At 39.8% G+C, this 20809-nt stretch carries 16 protein-coding genes and 3 tRNA genes; 9 read left to right on the plus strand and 10 right to left on the minus strand.

The window, feature by feature from the left end; translation table 11 throughout:
* The first annotated feature begins 58 nt into the window (after nt 1-58).
* Nucleotides 59-1156, plus strand: coding sequence for a mandelate racemase/muconate lactonizing enzyme family protein (locus FKG96_RS15255; RefSeq protein ID WP_130857703.1), 1098 nt, complete (start codon nt 59-61; stop codon nt 1154-1156).
* A 48-nt stretch (nt 1157-1204) separates the two neighbouring features.
* Here FKG96_RS15255 and FKG96_RS15260 read toward each other — a convergent pair whose 3' ends face one another.
* Nucleotides 1205-1636: a hypothetical protein gene (locus tag FKG96_RS15260; RefSeq protein WP_130857702.1), complete on the minus strand. Its 432-nt coding sequence runs from the start codon at nt 1634-1636 to the stop codon at nt 1205-1207.
* A 236-nt stretch (nt 1637-1872) separates the two neighbouring features.
* Between FKG96_RS15260 and FKG96_RS15265 the strand changes: the two genes are divergently transcribed.
* Nucleotides 1873-3651, plus strand: a complete 1779-nt coding sequence (locus FKG96_RS15265) for an aminopeptidase P family protein (protein ID WP_130857701.1) — start codon at nt 1873-1875, stop codon at nt 3649-3651.
* 2 nt (nt 3652-3653) lie between these two features.
* A complete protein-coding gene (gene mazG, locus FKG96_RS15270; protein WP_013666803.1) occupies nt 3654-4457 on the plus strand; it encodes a nucleoside triphosphate pyrophosphohydrolase in 804 nt (267 codons plus the stop codon).
* A gap of 4 nt (nt 4458-4461) precedes the next feature.
* Here the strand turns inward: mazG and FKG96_RS15275 are convergent, their stop codons facing one another.
* Nucleotides 4462-5682, minus strand: a complete 1221-nt coding sequence (locus FKG96_RS15275; RefSeq protein WP_130857700.1) for an FtsX-like permease family protein — start codon at nt 5680-5682, stop codon at nt 4462-4464.
* A gap of 74 nt (nt 5683-5756) precedes the next feature.
* On the opposite strand from FKG96_RS15275, the gene fmt reads away from it, so the two are divergent.
* A complete protein-coding gene (gene fmt / locus FKG96_RS15280) occupies nt 5757-6683 on the plus strand; it encodes a methionyl-tRNA formyltransferase (RefSeq protein ID WP_130857699.1) in 927 nt (308 codons plus the stop codon).
* 66 nt (nt 6684-6749) lie between these two features.
* Here fmt and FKG96_RS15285 read toward each other — a convergent pair whose 3' ends face one another.
* Together FKG96_RS15285 and FKG96_RS15290 are read right to left on the minus strand one after the other, a co-directional pair.
* Nucleotides 6750-7616, minus strand: a complete 867-nt coding sequence (locus tag FKG96_RS15285) for an aminotransferase class IV (RefSeq protein ID WP_013666806.1) — start codon at nt 7614-7616, stop codon at nt 6750-6752.
* A 43-nt stretch (nt 7617-7659) separates the two neighbouring features.
* Nucleotides 7660-8706: an RluA family pseudouridine synthase gene (locus FKG96_RS15290; protein ID WP_130857698.1), complete on the minus strand. Its 1047-nt coding sequence runs from the start codon at nt 8704-8706 to the stop codon at nt 7660-7662.
* 142 nt (nt 8707-8848) lie between these two features.
* Between FKG96_RS15290 and FKG96_RS15295 the strand changes: the two genes are divergently transcribed.
* Together FKG96_RS15295 and FKG96_RS15300 are read left to right on the plus strand one after the other, a co-directional pair.
* Nucleotides 8849-9490 (plus strand): response regulator transcription factor, encoded by a 642-nt coding sequence (locus tag FKG96_RS15295; RefSeq protein WP_013666808.1) that lies wholly within the window; start codon nt 8849-8851, stop codon nt 9488-9490.
* Nucleotides 9491-9551: 61 nt separating this feature from the next.
* Nucleotides 9552-9627: transfer RNA gene (locus tag FKG96_RS15300), tRNA-Lys, on the plus strand.
* A gap of 119 nt (nt 9628-9746) precedes the next feature.
* Here the strand turns inward: FKG96_RS15300 and FKG96_RS15305 are convergent.
* The gene (locus tag FKG96_RS15305) at nt 9747-10655 is read right to left on the minus strand and encodes an arginase family protein (protein ID WP_130857697.1); all 909 of its coding nucleotides are present in this window, start codon (nt 10653-10655) and stop codon (nt 9747-9749) included.
* A gap of 840 nt (nt 10656-11495) precedes the next feature.
* On the opposite strand from FKG96_RS15305, the gene FKG96_RS15310 reads away from it, so the two are divergent.
* The 3 genes from FKG96_RS15310 (at nt 11496) to FKG96_RS15320 (ending at nt 13068) form a co-directional block, all read left to right on the plus strand.
* Entirely contained in the window at nt 11496-12467 is a 972-nt protein-coding gene (locus FKG96_RS15310) for an NAD(P)H-quinone oxidoreductase (protein WP_013666810.1), read from the plus strand.
* A gap of 133 nt (nt 12468-12600) precedes the next feature.
* A tRNA-Lys gene (locus FKG96_RS15315) sits at nt 12601-12673 on the plus strand.
* Between the two features lie 319 nt (nt 12674-12992).
* A tRNA-Lys gene (locus tag FKG96_RS15320) sits at nt 12993-13068 on the plus strand.
* Nucleotides 13069-13150: 82 nt separating this feature from the next.
* Here FKG96_RS15320 and FKG96_RS15325 read toward each other — a convergent pair.
* The 5 genes from FKG96_RS15325 to FKG96_RS15345 all read right to left on the minus strand — a co-directional run bounded on the left by FKG96_RS15325 (nt 13151) and on the right by FKG96_RS15345 (nt 20786).
* Nucleotides 13151-14788 (minus strand): amidohydrolase, encoded by a 1638-nt coding sequence (locus FKG96_RS15325; protein WP_130856031.1) that lies wholly within the window; start codon nt 14786-14788, stop codon nt 13151-13153.
* A 107-nt stretch (nt 14789-14895) separates the two neighbouring features.
* The gene (locus FKG96_RS15330) at nt 14896-18168 is read right to left on the minus strand and encodes a S41 family peptidase (protein ID WP_130856030.1); all 3273 of its coding nucleotides are present in this window, start codon (nt 18166-18168) and stop codon (nt 14896-14898) included.
* A gap of 96 nt (nt 18169-18264) precedes the next feature.
* Nucleotides 18265-19029 (minus strand): class I SAM-dependent methyltransferase, encoded by a 765-nt coding sequence (locus tag FKG96_RS15335; RefSeq protein WP_130856029.1) that lies wholly within the window; start codon nt 19027-19029, stop codon nt 18265-18267.
* 98 nt (nt 19030-19127) lie between these two features.
* Entirely contained in the window at nt 19128-20213 is a 1086-nt protein-coding gene (locus FKG96_RS15340; RefSeq protein WP_130856028.1) for a serine protease, read from the minus strand.
* Between the two features lie 12 nt (nt 20214-20225).
* On the minus strand, nt 20226-20786 hold the full coding sequence (locus FKG96_RS15345; RefSeq protein ID WP_130856027.1) for an RNA polymerase sigma factor: 561 nt from the start codon (nt 20784-20786) through the stop codon (nt 20226-20228).
* Nucleotides 20787-20809 lie beyond the last annotated feature (23 nt).

Here is a 20809-nt window from a genome sequence, read left to right on the forward strand (position 1 = left end):
ATTAACTTTTTTCGGTCTCGACGGACGACCGGCTTTTTCATTTTTTACGTTTTTAACTATGCTGATTTCACATATCGAAATTTTTAGATTTAGTATCAAAATGGAGCCTTTTGCAATCGCGACAGGCACGATGGATTATGCTCAAAACACCTTGATAAGGATACACACAGATGTAGGATTAATCGGATACGGGGAATGTTCAGCGTTTCCGATGATTGTTGGAGAGACACAAGATACCTGTTTAACGCTTGCGCGGGACTTTAGTCGCCTATGGAAAGGTAAAAATGCACTTTTATTAGAAGAACGGATGAACGAGCTTCATGCCTTTATTGCCAAAAATTCTACAATAAAAAGCGCGTTCGATATGGCACTATACGATTTAGCCGCTAAGTACGAAAATAAGCCGCTCTACAAATACTTACAGGGCATAGTTCGGCCCATAACAACCGATATTACAGTGGGCATCGCTGCTCCAACCATTATGGCAGAGAAAGCGTTGTCTTTTGTTAAAAACGGCGCATCCATTTTAAAAGTAAAGCTTGGGAAGAACCCTGAGGAAGATATTTTAAGAATCCAAGCAATCCGTCAGGCGGTTGGAGATGATATTCCGATACGTTTAGATGCCAACCAGGGTTGGACTTACGAAGAAGCGTTAAAGGTGCTTGGGGCTTTAACTAGTTATAACATCGAGTTTTGTGAGCAGCCCATGCGGTCTTATGATGATCATTTATTGCCTTTTTTAAGGGAAAAGGTTCGTATACCGATTATGGCAGATGAGAGTTGTTACGACCATTGGGATGCCGAACGTTTGATAGGGACAAAAAGTTGCGATGCTATTAATATTAAATTGGCTAAATCGGGCGGTATTTTTGAAGCACTGAAAATTCACCGGGTTGCAAAGCAACACGGTGTTCCTTGCATGATCGGCGGTATGTTGGAAAGCCGCCTGGCATTAGGAGCAAATGTACATCTCGCTTATGCCTGTGAAGGTGTTATATACCATGATATGGACACTTGTATGATTGGTCATCTTGAAGATCCCATTATTGGAGGGCCTCACTTTGATGCCTACGATATCAGTCTCGAGGAAAGTCCGGGAATAGGTGCAGAAGTAGATGCGGCATTTCTGGAACGCTGTGAACGCTGGACGGTATAGTGTAAACAGCAAAAGCCTTCTCATGGAGAAGCTTTTGCCGTTTTTTTATCAAAAGACGATCTTTTCCGGTCCGGAAACTTTATTTATATGACATTCACAGCGTCCGCCGCTAATCACAAAGTCGGTCTTCTTGACTTGTCCACTACTTGGATGTGTACCACTGACGACTACCGTATCTCCCTCCACACTAAGTGCACTTTTGTCACCATCAGATGCAATCATATAAAAGGGATTTGCAGCATCAGTTGACTGTTCAGCGCCACTTGGAAGTTTTTTGCCCGTAGCTTTAAGCGTAACGGAAAAGTCTTTCACCTGAAGTGTATCACCTTTACTATCTGTAAAAACTACGCCGACGGTTCTAAATTCCATCGTACAGGGCTTCGGCGGACAATCGGCTTCTGCCTGTTGATTCTTTTTAGCTGCACACGATAATAGTACAGCCAAAGAAGCGGTTAAAGAAAATGTTATTTTAAGAGACATACTTAATTGTTTTTTTTAAAATGTGTGGTGAGCCACATTTATAAATCGAGTAATATATTTGCTTTCTTATTTAGGATAAAGATAAAAATTTAATTGATAAAAAATAGCTTTATCCTTTCTTGATAACGTATTGGAGAAACAAGTGCTACACATGTTCTGTGTATCTTGTCATTTTTCAAAAAAATGCTTTAGTAATGGTGCCACAATTAGTAAATTGCGCAAAATCTACGTGTATTATGACATATTTTGAGAAGCTGTCCGCTATCCGTAAACAGATGTCGGAGCAGCAGATAGATGCTTATATCATTCCTTCATCAGACCCACATATTAGTGAATATCTTCCGGATCGCTTCAAATGCATCGCTTTTGTTTCCGGTTTTACAGGTTCGGCAGGGACATTGGTTATCACCCAGGATTTTGCCGGTTTATGGACCGATTCGCGCTATTTTGTACAAGCCGACGAACAGTTAAAAAGCAGTGGATTTGAGTTGGTAAAGCTGAAAACACAGGGTACTGCCGAATATATTGAGTGGCTTGCGGAACGTTTAGAACCGGGGAATACCGTTGCATTTGATGGAAAGCTTGCCTCGGTTTATATCGCTGAACAACTTATTAATCGACTGCAGCCACGCAAAATTTTGATCAATGGAACCGTTGACCTGTTAGATAAAATTTGGCAAGACCGACCCGAGCTGCCTAAAGAAAGAGCATACATTCTTGAAAAAGAGCTTGTTGGTGCAACTATTACGGAGAAAATATCGAAAGTAAGAGCGGCCATGCAAAAGTTTAATGCCAGTTACCACTTGGTTTCATCTTTAGATGATATAGCTTGGATTTTTAATTTGCGGGGAAGTGATGTCAAATGTAATCCGGTGGTTTTAGGTTTCGCCCTTTTGGAACCTATAAAAACAACTTTATTTATCGATCGTAGCAAGTTAGACCAAAGCGATAAGACAAGGCTCGAAGAACAAGGTGTGGCGGTTGCCGAATATGATACACTGGAAGAGGCGCTTAGTCAATTGCCTGCCGGTGAAACTGTTTTATTGGATCCCAAACGGACATGTTATGCCGTATATACGCAGATTCCGCAATATGAACGTATTATCGAAGCGCTAAATCCCAGCACAAAACTAAAGGCATCTAAGAATGATATTGAAGCTGAACATACAAGGCAGACGATGGTTAAAGATGGCATTGCCCTTACCAAATTTTTCAGGTGGCTTGAAGGGAGAATTGGGAAAGAAGAACTTACTGAGATTAATATTGCTGAGAAATTGCTGACATTTCGCAAAGAACAAGAAGGCTTTGTAAATGAGAGCTTTGACACCATCGCTGGTTACAAAGAACACGGTGCGCTCCCCCACTATAAAGCGACGGACGAGAGTAATGCTTCCTTAAAAGGAGAAGGACTGTTACTCATTGACTCGGGCGGACAATATACAACAGGAACGACCGATATTACACGGGTGATCTCGTTAGGAGCTACAACAGATGCTGAACGTATGGACTACACATTGGTGCTGAAAGCAATGATTGAAGGGAGTACTGCCATTTTTCCAAAAGGAAGCAAAGGGTATCAAATAGATGCTATTACTAGAAAGCCCCTTTGGGATAGACTGAGAAATTATGGCCATGGTACCGGACATGGCGTTGGTTTTTTTCTAAACGTTCATGAAGGACCACATGTGTTCAATACGGCCAATATAGATATTGCCATTGAGGAAGGAATGATTACTTCCATAGAACCTGGTTTATACCGTGAGGGTCGTTATGGTATACGAATCGAAAATTTAGTCTTAAGTATCCGCGATCAGGAAACTGAATTTGGTGAATTTATGGCTTTTGAGACGTTGACATTGTGCTATATTGATACGGGTTTGGTTGATAAAACGCTGTTGGATCAAAAGCACGTCGATTGGTTAAACCAATATAATAACATGGTTTATGAACGCTTATCTCCCCATTTAGATGAAGAACATCGGCAATGGTTAGCCCATAAAACACAAATCATTTAAATATGCCACATACTGCGCCTGTTAAACAAGATACGCCCGCCAGAGCCTTTGAACGTTTACTGGAAGTTTTAAATACATTGCGTTTAGAGTGCCCTTGGGACAGAAAACAGACCATGGAATCGTTAAGGCACTTAACGATCGAAGAAACCTACGAATTAGCGGACGCTATTTTGGATAAAGACCTGCCGGAGATAAAGAAGGAATTGGGCGATCTGATGATGCACCTGGTGTTTTATGCCCGTATTGCTGAAGAAACGAATGATTTTGATATTGTAGATGTCCTTAACAGTGTATGCGACAAACTTATCAATAGACACCCACATATTTATGGAGATATTGAAGTAACAGATGAAGAAGATGTAAAACGTAATTGGGAACAGCTGAAGTTAAAAGAGGGAAACCGATCGGTTTTAGCAGGAGTTCCGAAAAGTCTGCCGGCTTTGGTGAAAGCCTATCGAATTCAAGATAAAGCCAGAGGCGTTGGCTTCGACTGGGAGGACAAAAGTCAGGTATGGGAAAAAGTGGAGGAAGAATTAGCGGAATTTAAAAGTGAACTGGATATCACGAAAAGTGAAGCGGTCGATTTAGAGAAGGCGGAACAGGAATTTGGTGATCTTTTGTTTTCGTTGATCAATTATGCTCGGTTTTTAGGTATTAATCCGGAAAATGCATTGGAAAAAACGAATAAAAAATTTATACAACGCTTTAGCCATCTCGAAAAAAGGGCACAGGAGGATGGAAAAAGTTTAAAAGATATGTCTTTGGCAGAAATGGATGTCTACTGGAACGAGGCAAAACAACAATAGGTGTCTATTTAAATCTAATGGCCTTAATAGGTGTGATTCGGCTTACTAAACCGGATGGAACTAAAAGGGCCAATAAACACAATAATGTTGTGCCGATATTGAGTAGCATAATTTCTTGAATACCAATGTCGATGGGGACATATGAAATATAGTAATCCTTTTCATCCAATTTAAACCAGTGCGTATAGTACTGTAAAACACATAGACCGATACCCAATATATTTCCAAGTAAAAGTCCCAGACCAATAAGACGAAGTGCATTATAGAGAAATACTTTTCGAATAGATAGGTTGGTAAGTCCTAGTGCTTTCAATATCCCGATCATATTTGTTCGTTCGAGAATGAGAATTAGCAAGGCAGATATCATATTAATACTGGCCACTAAAATCATCAGGATAAGGATAATTTGCGAATTAATATCAAGTAACGCAAGCCAATCAAAAATTTCAGGAAATTGAGAGACTACAGTGACCGATAGTAGCTGAATGGGTAAAGCATCCAATATTCGCTGATTTATTTCTTCTACTTTTCCGAAATGGCTTGTCATGATTTCATAACCGCCCACTTCGTTATCCGACCATTTATTTAGTCGTCTTATGAGTGATAGGTCGCCAATTACATAGGTTTTATCAATTTCCTCAACACCTAAGTTATAAATACCCACGATTGTGAACTTCCTTTTTCGCAACGGTTCTTGAACAAAGTACATGAGAAAGTCATCTCCGAGTTTAAGTTTAAGCCTATTAGCAGTATAACGCGAAATAAGTATTTGTTGTTGCGCAGGTATGCTATCCGTAAAATTGATTACGTTTCCTTCAACCAGTATCTTGCGCAACTTTTCCTGATTATAGGCGCTGTCAATCCCTTTCAGCACAACGCCTTCTATTTCGTCTTCAGCATTAATAATTCCCGGCTTAGTAGCAAACGCATTAAGCTCTTTAACACCGGCTATTTTTTTAATTAGTAGCAGGCTGTCGGTTCGTATGCTAAAGGGTGAGCTTTCGTATGAATTGTTCAAGTTGTGTTTATAAATAGTAATATCGCCATTAAAGCCTCTTTCTTTTTCGATTATACTTCCTTTGAAGCCCTTTAAAATGGCAATAGCTAGTATCATTACGGCTAGTCCCAGCATGATACCCGCTATTGCTACTCTCACGATTAGCCTAGAGTACTTGCGTGCACCGCTTTTGGAAATCCTATTTGCTAAGTATAAGGGAAAATTCAAGTCTGACTATATATTTTGTACCTTAGCAAAGGTAAAGATTGAAGTGTTTTTAAAGAAACGTAAACAGAAAAATAATGCGAATTATATTTATGGGCACTCCTGAATTTGCAGTTGCTTCTTTGTCAGCGCTGTTGGAGGCAGGAGAAAATGTGGTAGCTGTCGTTACGGTAGCGGATAAACCGGCAGGAAGGGGACAAAAGGTACAAGAATCAGCAGTTAAAAAATTTGCTTTATCAAGAGGTATTCCTGTTTTACAGCCCGATAAATTAAAAGACCCCGATTTTATCAATGCTTTAGCCGCTTATCAGGCGGACTTACAAGTGGTGGTAGCTTTTAGAATGTTACCGGAAGTTGTCTGGAATATGCCTCCTAAGGGAACGGTAAACCTGCATGCCTCTCTCCTTCCTCAATATCGGGGTGCGGCACCAATAAATCATGCAGTGATGAACGGAGAGCGAGAAACAGGCGTCACTACTTTTCTTTTACAACATGAGATAGATACAGGTAATATTTTATTGAGTGAACGCGTGTCCATTGAAGCGGATGACACTGCCGGCGACATACACGATAAATTAATGTATGTGGGAGCTGAATTATTGGTTAAAACGGTGCAACTTATTAAGGAGGACAAACATCACGAAATACCACAAGCAAGTATTGCCGATGAACAGAAATTAAAGCATGCTCCAAAGATTTTTAAAGATGACTGTAAAATACAATGGGAAAGGCCGGTTGAGGAGGTGTATAATTTTATTAGGGGACTGAGTCCCTACCCTGCTGCTTTTACGGTATTTCAGGGTAAAACTTTAAAGATTTTCGCTTGTCGTCCATTGAAGGGACCCGTACCACCGGAAAAGGAACCTGGCAGCATCGTGACCGACGGTAAGCATTACTTACGATTTACCACACGAGATGGTTACTTAGATGTACTCCAACTTCAATTAGAGGGAAAGAAAAAGATGTCCGTCGAAGAATTTTTAAGAGGCGCGCGATTTGAGTGATTATCTCGGAATTTTTATAGAGAGCAGTAATGACTAAAATTACGCTGCTCTCTAAATTCATGACCGTTACTCTTCATTTAAATCGGAGGCAAGTTGCCATTTCCCCAATTTTTCTTGTAAACTTTTGGATAGATGGTTGAAGTACCTTTTCTTTTTGTATCCCATCACCCAATAAATACCATGTATTGCATTCGTTAAGAACATTTCGTCGGCCTCATGCAGTATCTCAGGGCTTATTTGTGCCTCAACCACTTCGATGCCGTACTCATTAGCCATTTCGATGACAACTTTACGCATAACACCTGCGATACAACCTTCGCTTAAAGCCGGTGTATATAATGTTTTGTTATACCAAACGAAGATGTTAGAACTCAGCGATTCGCAGAGAAACCCGTCATTATTTAGGATAAGAATATCATCACAACCTAAGCGTTTTCGCTCTATACCGGCCAATATATAAATAAGTGCATTATTGCTCTTCAGATGAGAGAGGCTGTTAATCGACTTTTTATGCTCTCGATAGACATCGATGATTACCCCTGTTTTATTTAGCCGATATCCATCATGATCAAGCGGATTTGCTTCCAAAAGATAATTTGCTTTGTTCGTTTCAGGGCTGTAGAGACCTGCTCCTGCCCGGTAGACGTTTAACCGAATTCTAGCATCTGCCCCCAGTTTATTTTTTCTAACCAGCTCTGCCGCCTTTTCACGGATAAAATAGGTGTCAAATTTTGCAAAACCTTCTAAATGGAGAAGTTCCATACTGGCTTGAAGTCGCTCAACATGGTACTGAAGAAAACGAATATCGCCATCTGTCCAACGCATGGTTTCAAAAATTCCGTCTCCATATCTTAAACTTCTATTGCTACTTTGTATAGCGGGCTGATTTTCCAGCATCAAACTTCCGTTATGATTTATATATCTATCGTTCATTGTTTAATTTAACGAAAAAAAAGGGAAAAAATTCTGTAAAAAATTACTTGCTTCGTTCGTACTGCACGTAGGATTTCCATTTATCTAAGCATATGGCGAAGTCATCCGGTAAATCACTTTCAAAGTGCATGAGTTCTTTACTTTTAGGATGTGTAAACCCTAAGCTTTTTGCATGTAGGGCTTGACGGGGTAAGATGGAGAAGCAGTTGTCTACAAATTGTTTGTACTTAGTAAAAACAGTTCCTTTTAAAATTTTATCACCGCCATAAAGTGTATCATTAAATAAGGGGTGGCCAATGGACTGCATATGCGCCCGGATCTGATGTGTTCTGCCGGTTTCCAGTTGGCACTCGATGAGTGTGACATAGCCTAGACGCTCAAGAACCCTATAATGCGTGACGGACCACTTACCTTTATCTTCATTTTCGTAAACCGACATTACACGACGATCTTTAAGGCTTCGGCCAATATATCCGGAAACTGTACCGTTCTCTTGAAGGTCGCCCCAAACTAATGCTAAATACTTACGCTGAATGGTATGGTCAAAAAATTGCTTGGCGAGATTTGTGATCGTCCACTCGTTTTTAGCAATGACCAATAAACCGCTGGTGTCTTTGTCTATCCGGTGCACCAGCCCCGGTCGGCCATCGTTACCTGGTAGCTGAGGTAATTGATTAAAGTGATAAACCAACGCATTCACCAGTGTCCCTGTGTAATTATTGTAACCTGGATGAACCACCATCCCCGCTGGTTTATTTACGATTAGCAGATCATCATCTTCATATCGAATATCTAAGGGAATATTTTCCGGGTAAATTTCAGTATCTCTTGGCGGATGAGGTAATACAACTGTTATTAGATCGCCAGGTTTTACTTTGTAACTGGATTTAACCGGTCTATTATTAACCAAGACATTCTCTGCTTCAATGGCATTTTGCACCCTGTTTCTAGAAGCATTTTCAACACGGTGCATAAGGAACTTGTCTATGCGCAACAGCGTTTGGCCCTTATCGACCACTATCCGTAAATGTTCAAATAAATCCTGTTCGCCGTTATCTTCTATGTCGAATGCTTCTACTTCTTCTGCCATGGTGCAAAAGTAAATATTATTTAGTTTTCATAAGTAGTCTGATAAAAATAAGCTTTCCGTTCAGACTTTTTCTTTTACTTTAAGGAAATTTCTTTGCATTTTAGCGGTTGTATCCAACAGGCATTAAACGAATAGAACATTCATGTCATATCTTAATAGCAATATCCGGTTAGCCATCGTGGATGACCACCAGATCGTTATCGAGGGTCTTAAAACGCTCTTGACAAATCATAGCGAGATTGAAGTTGTCGACTGCTTTATAAGTGGCGCAGAGTTTATGGCGTTTTTAACCGGTCATGAAGTGGATGTTGTGCTGTTAGATGTCATGTTACCGGACGGTAGTGGTATCGATTGGTGTAAAGAGATCAAGATTAAAGCTCCAAATGTCTCTGTGTTAGCGCTGAGTAATCATGCCGAACGAAGTTTTGTTATGAAGATGCTGCAAAATGGAGCAAGTGGTTATTTGTTGAAAAATGTATCGGTTGACGACCTCGTTCATGCGATTAAGGCGGCCTATAAAGGTGAAATCGCTTTTAGCAGGGAAGTAAATGAAATTATTGCCAAACCCACTCTAAATGAACTTAAAGGCCCTCCGCAGCTTACGAAAAGGGAGAAACAGATTCTGTCTATGATCGCTGAAGGAAAGACAACGGCTAATATGGCTGAAACACTCTTTCTTAGCCCTTTAACCGTGGAAACACATAGGCGGAATTTGCTGCAAAAATTCGAAGTAAAAAATGTGGCAGAGTTGATCAAAGAGGCGCTTCAGCAAAGATTATTATAAAAAAATGTTCTTTTTTTTGAGAAAAAGTCTAACTTTGGGCTCCCAATAAGAAAAGTATAACGACTCCGTAGCTCAGTTGGTAGAGCAACTGACTCTTAATCAGTGGGTCGAGAGTTCGAATCTCTCCGGGGTCACCACAGGGGAAGCCATTTTTCTAGAAAAAATGGCTTTTTCTGTTTATAAGGGCAGATTAGATTGTAATGCTTCTAATTTGGACTGCAAAGCCACGGTATTAAGTAAATGCTTTTCCCCGTATTTATCGTTTAATGGAACGAAAGGCGCGGACGATGGTATCACTGATGTTTTGGGCAATCTGTCCGTTGGTGTCGAAGCGGGGGTTGAAGATGGTGATATCAAAACCTATGATTCTTCCGGTGCATAAAAGTTGGTTAATAAAATATTCTGACTGCTCAAAATCAAGTCCGCCGGGCAAATGATATTCTACTGCAGGGTTTAGCTCATCGGCTAGTACATCCGTATCAAAATGCATCCAATAGCCATCTAGGGAGGAGTCAAGGTTTGTTATTACAGCAGCTGCAACTTGTTCTATCCCCTCTTTTTCTATGTTTTCCAGATCATAGCGAGTGATGGTGGTATCGCGAATATCCTGCGAGCCATATTTTTTTGTCTCTTCCCAATCCCGCTGACCGATATGAATCACGTGGCCATCCTCTACATAGGGTTTTATGTTGTTAATGTTGGTGAGTATGTCCGGTCCGCGACCGGTAACAATTGCTAGATCCATATCGGCCACTTCGCCGGTCACCGACTTTTCGGGTTCGTAGAAGTCTGCATGCGCATCGATAAAGATCAGCCCATATTTACCGCGGACTTTGAGGCCAGACATGATACCTAGAAGAATGCTGCAATCACCGCCCAATATCAGCGGGAAGCGGCCTTTGTCAAGCAGTAAATCAACGGCTTTTCCGAGTTTGATAGAGAAATTGCGAATTGATACTGGATTAAGACAACGAGTGTCAGGATCTCTTTTGTCGCTGTACTGCGCATTGAGGGTAGCAAGGTGTAGTACAGGATGTTCTTGCTGTAGCTGCCAGCCGAGGCCAGCTTTCAACAGGGCGGCTGGCAAATCTTGCACGCCATTTGTACGGAGCCCTAATATAGAAGGTGCCGCTAGGATCTGTATGTCGAGGTTTTGTGTGCCCATATACGGGATATTATGTGCAAAATTTGTTCCAGATCATCTCACAGATCAAGGTCTATTTTTCAATGTCTTTTGGTGTGGTTTTTTAATAAAGAGAAGCTTTTGTGGAAATAACAAAAAAATAAATGCCATAAATCTATACTAAAAGAAATAGCCCCTCTGGGAAAGGGGCTATTCTGCTAACCAATTATAAACCTATATTAAACTGAGGGGCAATATGACAAACAAAATGATATTTTTTTATTTTATATCGTTTTGTTGATGCAAATATAGTAAAAAAATCAATTATCAAAATATTTTTTGAATTTTTTTATTTTTTGTTGTGAATATTCGTTTGTTTTTTGCTTTATTTTTTTCATAATAGATTTTTATCGTATTTTTTTTAGATGTTTTTTATTTAAAAATTGCTATAATATATTTTTAATGATGTTTTTAATGTTTTGATATTTTTTTATTGGCGTTTTTTTTTATACCAATATTTAAAATATAACATTTTAAAATATTTTAAGTCATAAAATAATAAATAGGAAGTTTACTGTATTATATGCTTCCTTTTTTTTCTTTGTTTTTGTGTATTTATTTCAATTTTTATAAAATATTATGATATATTCATGTCTATATTGATATTTTTATGGTTTTTTGATTGATTTTTCTGTTAATTTTTGTGATTAATTCCTGTTTTTGTTTTGTTTTGTATGGTTTGGTTAAAAGGATCTTGTTTTAATGAGAAGAAATACAAAAAAGGCCCTCAGACAAATCTTTTTCATTCAAGGAGCGTTAGCGTGAATTTATAAACAATTTGATGGCACAAACGTTGAACTTAAGCTAGAAAGAAAAATAAACATGAAAGCAATTTCGATTACTGAATATGGTGCACCAAACGTTCTAAAACTACATGATAAGCCTGATCCATTAATAAAACCCGATGAAGTACTTATTAAGGTGGCGGCAGCCGGGGTAAATCGACCGGATATATTTCAGCGCAAGGGGAAGTACTCAGCTCCTGAAGGCGTTGCAAGTGATATACCGGGCTTAGAAATTGCAGGCGTTATTGAACAAATAGGTGCCGAGGTAGCTCAATGGCAGATTGGAGATCATGTATGTGCATTGATTGCCGGAGGTGGTTATGCGGAGAAAGCGGTTGCCAATGCAGGTCATTGTTTGCCCATCCCTACAGGTTTGAGTTTTGTTGAAGCTGCGAGCCTTCCGGAAACCATTTATACGGTGTGGGATAATGTTTTTCGCCGCGGAGCACTGAAAAAAAACGAACATTTTCTTGTGCATGGTGGTTCGAGTGGTATCGGTATTACGGCGATTCAACTTGCAAAAAGCATTGGGGCGAAAGTGTACGCCACCGCTGGTTCGGAGGAGAAATGTAAAGCCTGTCTTGACCTGGGGGCTGACGTTTGTATCAATTACCGGATTTACGAATTTGAAAAGGTTTTTGCAAAGGAAAAAATAGATGTTATATTAGATATGGTAGGTGGATCCTATTTCAGGAAGAATATCAGTATTTTGAACCATGATGGGCGCTTAGTATATATCAATGCCATGAATGGTTCCTTGGTTGAGCTGGATATCATGGAAATTATGCATAAAAGAATCAGCGTTACCGGTAGTACTTTACGTAGTAGAGATAAACATTTTAAGGCTATGTTGACGGCGGACATACTAAACAATGTTTGGCCGCTGATGCATTCCGGTTTTTTCAGACCGCTGATTCATGCTGTATTTCCATTGGCGGAAGCTTGGAGAGCTCATGATTTAATGGAAGAAGGAAGGCATATAGGAAAAATAGTATTGAGAATAGATTGATTTTTTTCTGATTGAAATACAGTATTTTGCAGATAAATATCGTTAAAAGATAGAATTTGTCTTGCATTATAATGGTAAAGATTATACCTTTGCAGCTCTTTCAAAGAAACCTGGTAGGTTTCGAATAAAGGAAGATTCCGTAGCTCAGCTGGTAGAGCAATACACTTTTAATGTATGGGTCCTGGGTTCGAGTCCCAGCGGGATCACAAAGCTTCAACAAAAGTTGGGGCTTTTGTCGTTAAGCGGGAGTTCGAACGCCGAAGGCCTCTTGAGCGAATTAATGTCCGGAATGTGGGCTAAACAAAAGCTTGACCGGCTTGGCTCCATTACACGTTTACATGATTAAAAAATAACAAACTGATACTTAGTGAATAATTGAAAAATGCTATTTTTTTTGTTTTAAAATTTGGCGTGTATGGATAAAAAACATACCTTTGCACCCGTTAACAGTTCAGAAATAAAATAAAATTCTGAAAAATAAGAGTTAATGATATTTAATTTTAGTGAGAAATTAAATATGAATAGGATTCCGTAGCTCAGCTGGTAGAGCAATACACTTTTAATGTATGGGTCCTGGGTTCGAGTCCCAGCGGGATCACCAAGCCTCAACGAAAGTTGGGGCTTTTGTCATTAAGCTGGGGCTCGAACAGAGGGGTTGAGTGGGTTCGAAGGAAGCACCTATTCTAATAAACCCTTTTCCCCGCTACCCAGGTTTGCTGCACTTTGGTATTTCTTATTTCGTTTAAGGGAATCTGCATGATGTCTTTCTCTAGCTGGATAAAATCTGCTTGCTTTCCCTTCTCTATACTTCCTTTTTTCTCATCCTGAAAACAAGCATAGGCTGCCCATCGCGTTAAGCCTTTCAATGCTTCTTCTCTTGTCAGGGCATTTTCGATTTGGAATCCACCGACGGGTTTACCGTTTTTATCGGTCCGTGCTACTGCGGCATGGAATTGATACAGCGGATTGATGTCTTCTACGGGGAAATCACTTCCCAAAGCTAAACTACCTGCGGCTTGTAATAACTGTTTATACGCGTAAGCATATTGTATTCTATCGTTTCCTAATCGGTCTTTTGCCCAATGCATATCCGAGGTAGCGTGGCTTGGTTGCACGGAAGGGATAAGATTAGCAGTTGTAAACAGTCGATAATCATTGGGTTGAACAATTTGAGCGTGTTCAATGCGCCAACGCTTTTTATTATTCTCGCTTAAATATTTATTGAAAGTGTGAAGAATAAAGCGATTGGTCGAATCCCCTATAGCGTGCACATTAACTTGGAAATTACTTTGTGCCAATTCACGGATTATAGTATCCAACGTAGTAGGTTTTAGAAGTAAAAAACCTTGCTCTGTTGAAGCATCGCTATACGGTTGCAATAAGCAAGCCCCTCTAGACCCCAACGCGCCATCTGCCACAATTTTAAAGGAACGAACCGTCAACTGCCCTCGATCATACACACCTGCTTTTACTAGCTCTTTAAAGGTGCCTGTATTGAGCATTGCCATTGCGTACTCCCCTATCTTTAATTTGTTTTGTTTATACAGTTTTTTTAGTAAATCGATTTCTTCAATTGACAAGCCAGCGTCGGCCAGGCTTGTTAATCCAACGGAGAAACAGGCCCTCTCCGCTTCCAATAAGAATTCCGTTAATCGCAATTCAGAAGGTGGTGGTATTTTCTGTTGCACTAAATCCATTGCGTTGTCAATAAGAATACCTGTTGGGGTATTTCCCGCTTTTACAATTAAACCGCCTGTGGGTTGCCCATGAAGCGGAATATGCGCTAATTGGAGAGCTGCGTCATTGGCTAAGGCCGCATGACCGTCAATTCTGCTTAAATAAACCGGGATCTTCGGGAAAGCGGCATTCAACTCCTTATTATTAGGGAAACTTTTGTCGCTCCATAGATTTTGGTCCCAACCATGTCCTAAAATCCAAGCGTCATTTGGAAATTTTGCCTGAAAGTTCTTTACCCTTTCAATTACTTCTTTCATGGAACTTGCACCAACCAGGTTGACCTGATGTAGTCCGCGAGCCAAAGCAAAGAAATGGCAATGAGCATCGTAAAGTCCAGGATAAACAGGATGATTTTTCGCATCGACCATATGCTCGCTCTCGTATTTGTCCAAAATGGATTCATTTGAACCGATATCCAGAAATTTTCCATTTTTTACTGCAAAAGCTTGCTGGAGCGAAAAGGTGCTATCTACTGTATAAACAGTAGCATGGTGAAGAATGAGGTCAACCCGTTCTTTTTCCTTGCAACCTATAAAAAGAGATAAGCAAGATAAGCTTAATAGCAAAGAGATAAGCGTTTTCATAATCTGAAAAAAGTGTATATAAATATAAGACTTCCGGCGATTATCGCGCGGAAGTCTTATACAGCCTCCATAAAAGGAGCTTATGGTAGTTTTAAAGAATAAATAAACTAATGAAGGAGCTCTTTTACCGCTCTTTCCAACTGTGGATCCTCGCCTTTTAGAAAAGCCTCGTAAGGTAAGGGAACCCGAATGTCCGGTTCAACCTGAAGATTTTCGGTAGGGCGATTTTCCTTTCCGATCGTAGCAATCATAGGTATCCCAAATATCAATGTTGGATCAATTTGAGTTTCCCACCAGACGGCTGTTCCTGTACCCGGAACGGGCATGCCGATCAATTTACCTAAACCATTTTGTTTATAGATATAAGGAAAGATAAAAGCATCGCTATAATTTCCCTCGCTCATTACAACAGCACTCGGTTTGTTCCAGCGACTTCTCGGTTCGCCACCTTTTAAGGTATTCCCCTGTGGGGCAAATTTCAGGTATTCTTTGCCGCTTAAAAACGTATTGAGGTCGTCATGTAGCCATCCTCCACCATTAAAACGCGTATCAACTATAAGTGCATCCTTATCTAAGTTCTCTCCCATGACGCGGTCATAAACCTCCCTAAAGCTTGCGTCATTCATACCTTCAACATGTACATAACCAATCTTTCCGTTACTTATTTTGTTAACATACGCTTTTCGTCCGTTAACCCAGCGTTTATACATAAGTGGAATTTCATCAGCTGTGCTTATTGGTTTAATCGTTTCGTTGAATACACCACCTGCTCCATTCTTACCGCGAATGCTTACATATTGGCCAACTTTACGATTTAAGAACTTTGCCCAGTCGACGTTATCATCAATGGTGTTGCCATCTATTTCCAGTATAATCGTTCCTTTTTCAATTTTCGACTTGGCGTTGGCTACCGGACCACCCGGGATTACGTCTGCCACTTTCAACCCTTTACCGGTATAGGTTTCATCATAGAGTAAACCTAAAGATGCCGTAATATCCGGATTGGTATATCGAGGAGAAAAGCGCCCTCCCGTGTGGGATGCGTTAAGTTCTCCTAATAATTCGCTTAAAAGTTCCTGGAAATCAAAATTGTTATTTATATGCGGTAAAAATCTAGCATAGGTTTGATAATAGCCATCCCAATCGATTCCATGCAAATTAGGGTCATAAAACTTCTTTTTCACTTGCAGCCAAGCATGATTGAAGATGTACTCACGTTCGGCAGCGGCATTCAGTTCAAGCTCTCCTTTACTGTTGAGTGGTGTAATCTTGCCGCTTGCGGCATCAACTTTTACCAGTGCGCCACGATTTACTACGAATAAGGTTTTTTCATCCTTGCTCATTTCAATGCCGCTAGGGGAACCTGATAATTTAGCCAAAATTTTTGTTTGATTTGTCCTCGGTTCTGTTAACCACAAATCGTAGCCCTTTTCAAAAGATGCCAGATAGAATAATTTACTTCCATCTTTGGTTAATGCGTAATCACTGATGGATGAGCTGTTGATGGTTAACCTAACTTCTCGATCACGTAAATTATCAAAATTTATCTTTAGCGTTTTTTCCTCCTCTTTTTCACCCTTTTCATTTTTTTTCTTTTTGGACGTATTTTGATCATTGTTTTTTGTCGCCTCGTCTTTTTTTGCCTTTTCTTCCTTTTCTTTCAACAGGTCGAATTCATCTTTAGTTAACTTAAATCGATCGTAATCTTCTTGATTAAAGAAAACACCAAAAACGTCTAGTTCGCGACTGCCCTGTAGGGCTAAGGATTTTCTTCCATAGCGACTGCTTAGCCAGGTGAGCATTTTTCCTTCCATCTGCCAACGCGCCCCCTCTTCACCAAAACCAGTAAGAAGCGGATGTCTTATTTCAGCAGTTCCATCCGCTTTTATCAAGGCTACATTAGAATTAAAAAAGTATCCTCTTTGATCATCGACCAATAACCACTTGCTGTCCGGACTCCATTCGAAGCCCCAGTCGCCATCGGCATAAGAGTGGTTGTGTCCCTTCGGGAGCAACTCGACCGTTTTTTTAGTATTGATATTATATACCTTCAATACGTTTCTTTCTTCGATATAAGCCACAGACTTACCGTCAGGTGAGAACTTAGGAGCAAAATTGTCTGTTTTTCCGGTAATAAGAGGCTCTTCTTTCAAAACGGTTGCATTAAAGAAATAGGATTCTTCTTGATTGAGAATGGCGCTTTGATAAATACCCCAACCATTTCTGCCTCGTTCAGCGGCGTAGATTAACGTTTTTCCATCCGGCGACCATTTTACCATTCGTTCTTGATCGGCCGTATTAGTAATTCGTTTTGTAAAGTCGCCTTCAACACTTGTAACAAATAGCTCTCCTCTACTCACATAAGCGATTTGTTTACCGTCAGGACTTAACTCAAACTGACTAATTTGCCCGTTTAATGGCACATTGCTCGCTAAAGCATTTCCATTATCAACTGCGATGACTACGGTTAGCTTTTTTGGTTCACCCCCTTCCTTTAGTGTATAGATAGAGCCGTCCTGTGTAAAGGCTAGCGTATTGTCATTTGAAATACTCAAATGGCGAACCGGGTTTTTTGTGAAATGTGTTAGTTGTTGATCCGCAATACGTAATCGAATTCCCTTCTTATAGAGATTTAGGGTTCCATCCTTCTCATTTAGATAATAAACAAATTGTCCGTCATGGCTGAAAACCGGTTCGCGGTGTTCGATTTCCTCATTAGTTAAGGCCTCGTATGTATTGGTTTTTAAATTATATAGCCATATATCACGCGTTACGGAAGAATTGTGATGTTTTCTCCAAGGGTCTTCGTAACCCTTTCTGTCTTGGAAAACCAATAAGCTGCCATCTTGATTAAAGTGGGCATTTTCGATGCCGGCAGCACTCACAAGTAGCGGTCGGCCCCCATTGATAGCCACCCGGTATAGATTTTGAAACAGTCGCAAGCTTGGAAAACGCGTACTTTCGGCGGGTGCTTGCCTGGCACTTCCAAATATCACCTCCTTATTATCGATACTAAAGTCGTATGGGTAATCATTTGCGCTATTATAGGTAAGTCGTGTTGACTTTCCGCCGCTTGCCGGCATTACATAGATGTCGAAATTACCATTTCGGTCATTTGCGAAAGCTATAAACTGACCATCACGACTCCATACGGGCATCATACTGTGTGAGCTTCCGACTGTAAGGGCGGTGGCTGCTCCCCCACTGGCGCTTACACGGTATAAATTACCTTGATATCCAAAAACAATAGTTTTGCCGTCCGGTGATATGGCTGGATACCGGAGCCATAAAGCCTCTGATTGGGCCTGGCTTTGATATGAATAGCTCAGGAAAAAAAATACGGCTAATAGAAATTTTAGATTGATTAAACGTTTCTTCATGTGATTTTTTATTGATTAATAATATCACAAACTTAGAGAAAATTGTCAAAACATCGAACGGGAAAAACGCAACTTTGTAACGTTTTTGATGTAAAATTAAAGCATACCCATAAACAATTTAGTTTTGTACGAGAGGCTTATAATTTGATTGGTAGCATATTTGTCGAACAAGACCCGTAATCGAGTCTTCATTTCGGGTGTTCTTTTATGGCCTTCATTAGGCATATAGGAGTAAGAAAGTGTTCTGCCCAATAACTGTTCGAATGTCAGGTAAGTATCGTATATAAATAGATGTTCTTCCATGCTATTAGGCAGAAAGAAATTTTTAAGGTTATTTCCTCGTGTTTCTCTATTCTTAACCTCTTTATAATCTATTGAAAACTCCAAAATGAATTCTTCATATTCTTTTTCAAAAGTCGTTTCTGCGCTACGGATATTCCATATAATTGCTGCTTTTCCCTGATTTTTTAATATTCGCTCAAATTCTCTTTTTGCTTTCATCGCGTCGAACCAATGAAATGATTGCGCACAGATTATGAGATCAATACTATGGTCTGCCAGACCGGTTTCTTCGGCGGTTGCGTCCTTTATTACACAATTTTTAACTCTTTGTAAAGTTTGGATCGCTTTTTCGCGCATTTCATCATTAGGTTCAATCGCAATGATGCTACAAGGCCATTTTACTAGTTCTTCTGTTAAGATGCCGGTTCCTGCCCCCAACTCAGCAATAACACTTTGTTCATTTAGGGAATTATGTTTATATATGAAATCCAGAAGACCTTGCGGATAACCTGGACGATATTTATCATAGTTATCGGCTCGAAAGTTAAAACGGTCAATATTCCGATGCGCTTGAGTCATATGATTTTGATCTAGGTTCCTAATATACTGAAAATAAAACAAAAATGGCTTCCCCACCACAGGGGGGAAGCCATTTTTGTTTTATTCGGTGTCGTCTATTAATATACTTTAATCATATAGATATATTCCTGTACCTTTTTGATCTGTTCCGTGCGGCTCAAATTGGCGAGGGTGTTCTTTTTATTTAATGTTAGCTTTTTCTCCAGACTATCCTCGGGAATTGACGCCAACGCTTCCAAAACATAGTTCGATTTGATGGCAAAAGCGGCTCCATCAGTCTCCGTTTGTTTACTGTTAATAACGCCGATTATATTGCCCCGATTATCCAATACAGGTCCCCCGCTGTTACCTGGGTTAACGGGAATGGAAACCTGATAAGCAATGGTATCGCCACTATATCCCGTATTACTGCTTAAATAACCCCTTCCGTATACTGCTTCTTCTCTCGGAAAACCAATCGTATAAACGTCCTCTCCTATATCAGCTGCGTTTTGTTTAAAAGTATAGGGTAAATTCCCTACTTCTTTAAAGTCTTTGTCTATAATTTCCAGCACTGCAATATCGTATGTGGGATCCGTATATATGACCTTTGCTTTGTATGAGTTGCCTGTATAATTCTGCAAGTAAACAGAATCAGCATCTTTAATTACGTGATACGTTGTCATAACGTAGCCATTGGAAGAAAGAGCAAAACCGGTGGCTCCATAATGACTGGGAGTACCGGCGTCGTTCTTGCCTTTGTTAATATCCTTAATCAGTGCATTTTGGGCTTTAACATTTTGTCGAATGCTATTCATATCGCGTCGCAAAGCAATATATTGGGATGTGTTGTCTTTTGAATAAAAGCCGGTAAGCCATAAGGTAGTGAAAACAGCAAGAAGTGCAACCGACGCGGCCACAAGGGAATTGATCTTATATTTATCCCATAAGCGTATAATGAGTGGCTTTTTTGGAACCACTTCTTCTATATTAATTGTTTCATGAATGGCCTCGAGCTTATGTCGTAAATCGGTCCTAGCTCCGTAACTCTTCATGTTTCCAATAAATATTTCGTGCTCGTCAAATTTTCTACGAGCTTCAGGATCATTCACAAGATGGTCTTCGAATACCTTTTTTTCCAGGGCATTCATTTCACCTCTTAAGTAGGCTTCCGACTGGTCTAGAAAATCTCGTTCACTTTTCATTGTTGTAAAATGTTAACCAAAATAAAGTTTCTTTAAACGTTGCAGACATTTATATTTTTGATTCTTTGCATTATCCGTATTCGTGTAACCAAACTTTTCACAGATATCTTGCATTGTTAAATTTCGTATATAAAAATCTTCTATTATTGTTTTGCAGGGCTCGCCCAGCTTTTTCAAGGCATCTTCCATCATGGAAAATTGCCGGTCTCGTTCTTTATGTGTGTCGATGTCGTCTTCTACAAGAATCTTTTCTTCAAAATCGTCGATCCGGGTATAAATCCCTTTTTTTGTTAGCTTTTTAAGCCAAAGATTTCTGCAGACAGAATACAAAAACGTTTTGAGTTTGCTATTAAGTGCAAAGTCGCCGCCACAGAGTTTATCATATAAAATAATAATGCTTTCTTGGAATATGTCCTTTGCGTCGTCAATATCACCACCGTTATTGATAATCAATCGAGCAATCATCGGGAAATTAGCCTTATATAAACTATCCAAAATGTTGGTGTCCCCTTCTAAAACCCCTGCAAGTATTTCGTTATCGTCAGATGGTGTATGTTTTCTTTCTTTACTCACTAGTTAATACGTTAAAATGCAAA

This window comes from Olivibacter sp. LS-1 (assembly GCF_008245145.1).
GTDB lineage: Bacteria > Bacteroidota > Bacteroidia > Sphingobacteriales > Sphingobacteriaceae > Olivibacter > Olivibacter oleidegradans.

Coding starts and splice junctions, on each gene's coding strand:
- FKG96_RS15335 (WP_130856029.1), bottom strand. CDS start 19,029: ATGACTCAAGCGCATCGGAATATTGACCGTTTTAACTTTCGAGCCGAT.
- FKG96_RS15265 (WP_130857701.1), top strand. CDS start 1,873: ATGACATATTTTGAGAAGCTGTCCGCTATCCGTAAACAGATGTCGGAG.
- FKG96_RS15290 (WP_130857698.1), bottom strand. CDS start 8,706: ATGGCAGAAGAAGTAGAAGCATTCGACATAGAAGATAACGGCGAACAG.
- mazG (WP_013666803.1), top strand. CDS start 3,654: ATGCCACATACTGCGCCTGTTAAACAAGATACGCCCGCCAGAGCCTTT.
- FKG96_RS15330 (WP_130856030.1), bottom strand. CDS start 18,168: ATGAAGAAACGTTTAATCAATCTAAAATTTCTATTAGCCGTATTTTTT.
- FKG96_RS15325 (WP_130856031.1), bottom strand. CDS start 14,788: ATGAAAACGCTTATCTCTTTGCTATTAAGCTTATCTTGCTTATCTCTT.
- FKG96_RS15260 (WP_130857702.1), bottom strand. CDS start 1,636: ATGTCTCTTAAAATAACATTTTCTTTAACCGCTTCTTTGGCTGTACTA.
- FKG96_RS15310 (WP_013666810.1), top strand. CDS start 11,496: ATGAAAGCAATTTCGATTACTGAATATGGTGCACCAAACGTTCTAAAA.
- FKG96_RS15255 (WP_130857703.1), top strand. CDS start 59: ATGCTGATTTCACATATCGAAATTTTTAGATTTAGTATCAAAATGGAG.
- FKG96_RS15295 (WP_013666808.1), top strand. CDS start 8,849: ATGTCATATCTTAATAGCAATATCCGGTTAGCCATCGTGGATGACCAC.
- fmt (WP_130857699.1), top strand. CDS start 5,757: ATGCGAATTATATTTATGGGCACTCCTGAATTTGCAGTTGCTTCTTTG.
- FKG96_RS15340 (WP_130856028.1), bottom strand. CDS start 20,213: ATGAAAAGTGAACGAGATTTTCTAGACCAGTCGGAAGCCTACTTAAGA.
- FKG96_RS15305 (WP_130857697.1), bottom strand. CDS start 10,655: ATGGGCACACAAAACCTCGACATACAGATCCTAGCGGCACCTTCTATA.
- FKG96_RS15285 (WP_013666806.1), bottom strand. CDS start 7,616: ATGAACGATAGATATATAAATCATAACGGAAGTTTGATGCTGGAAAAT.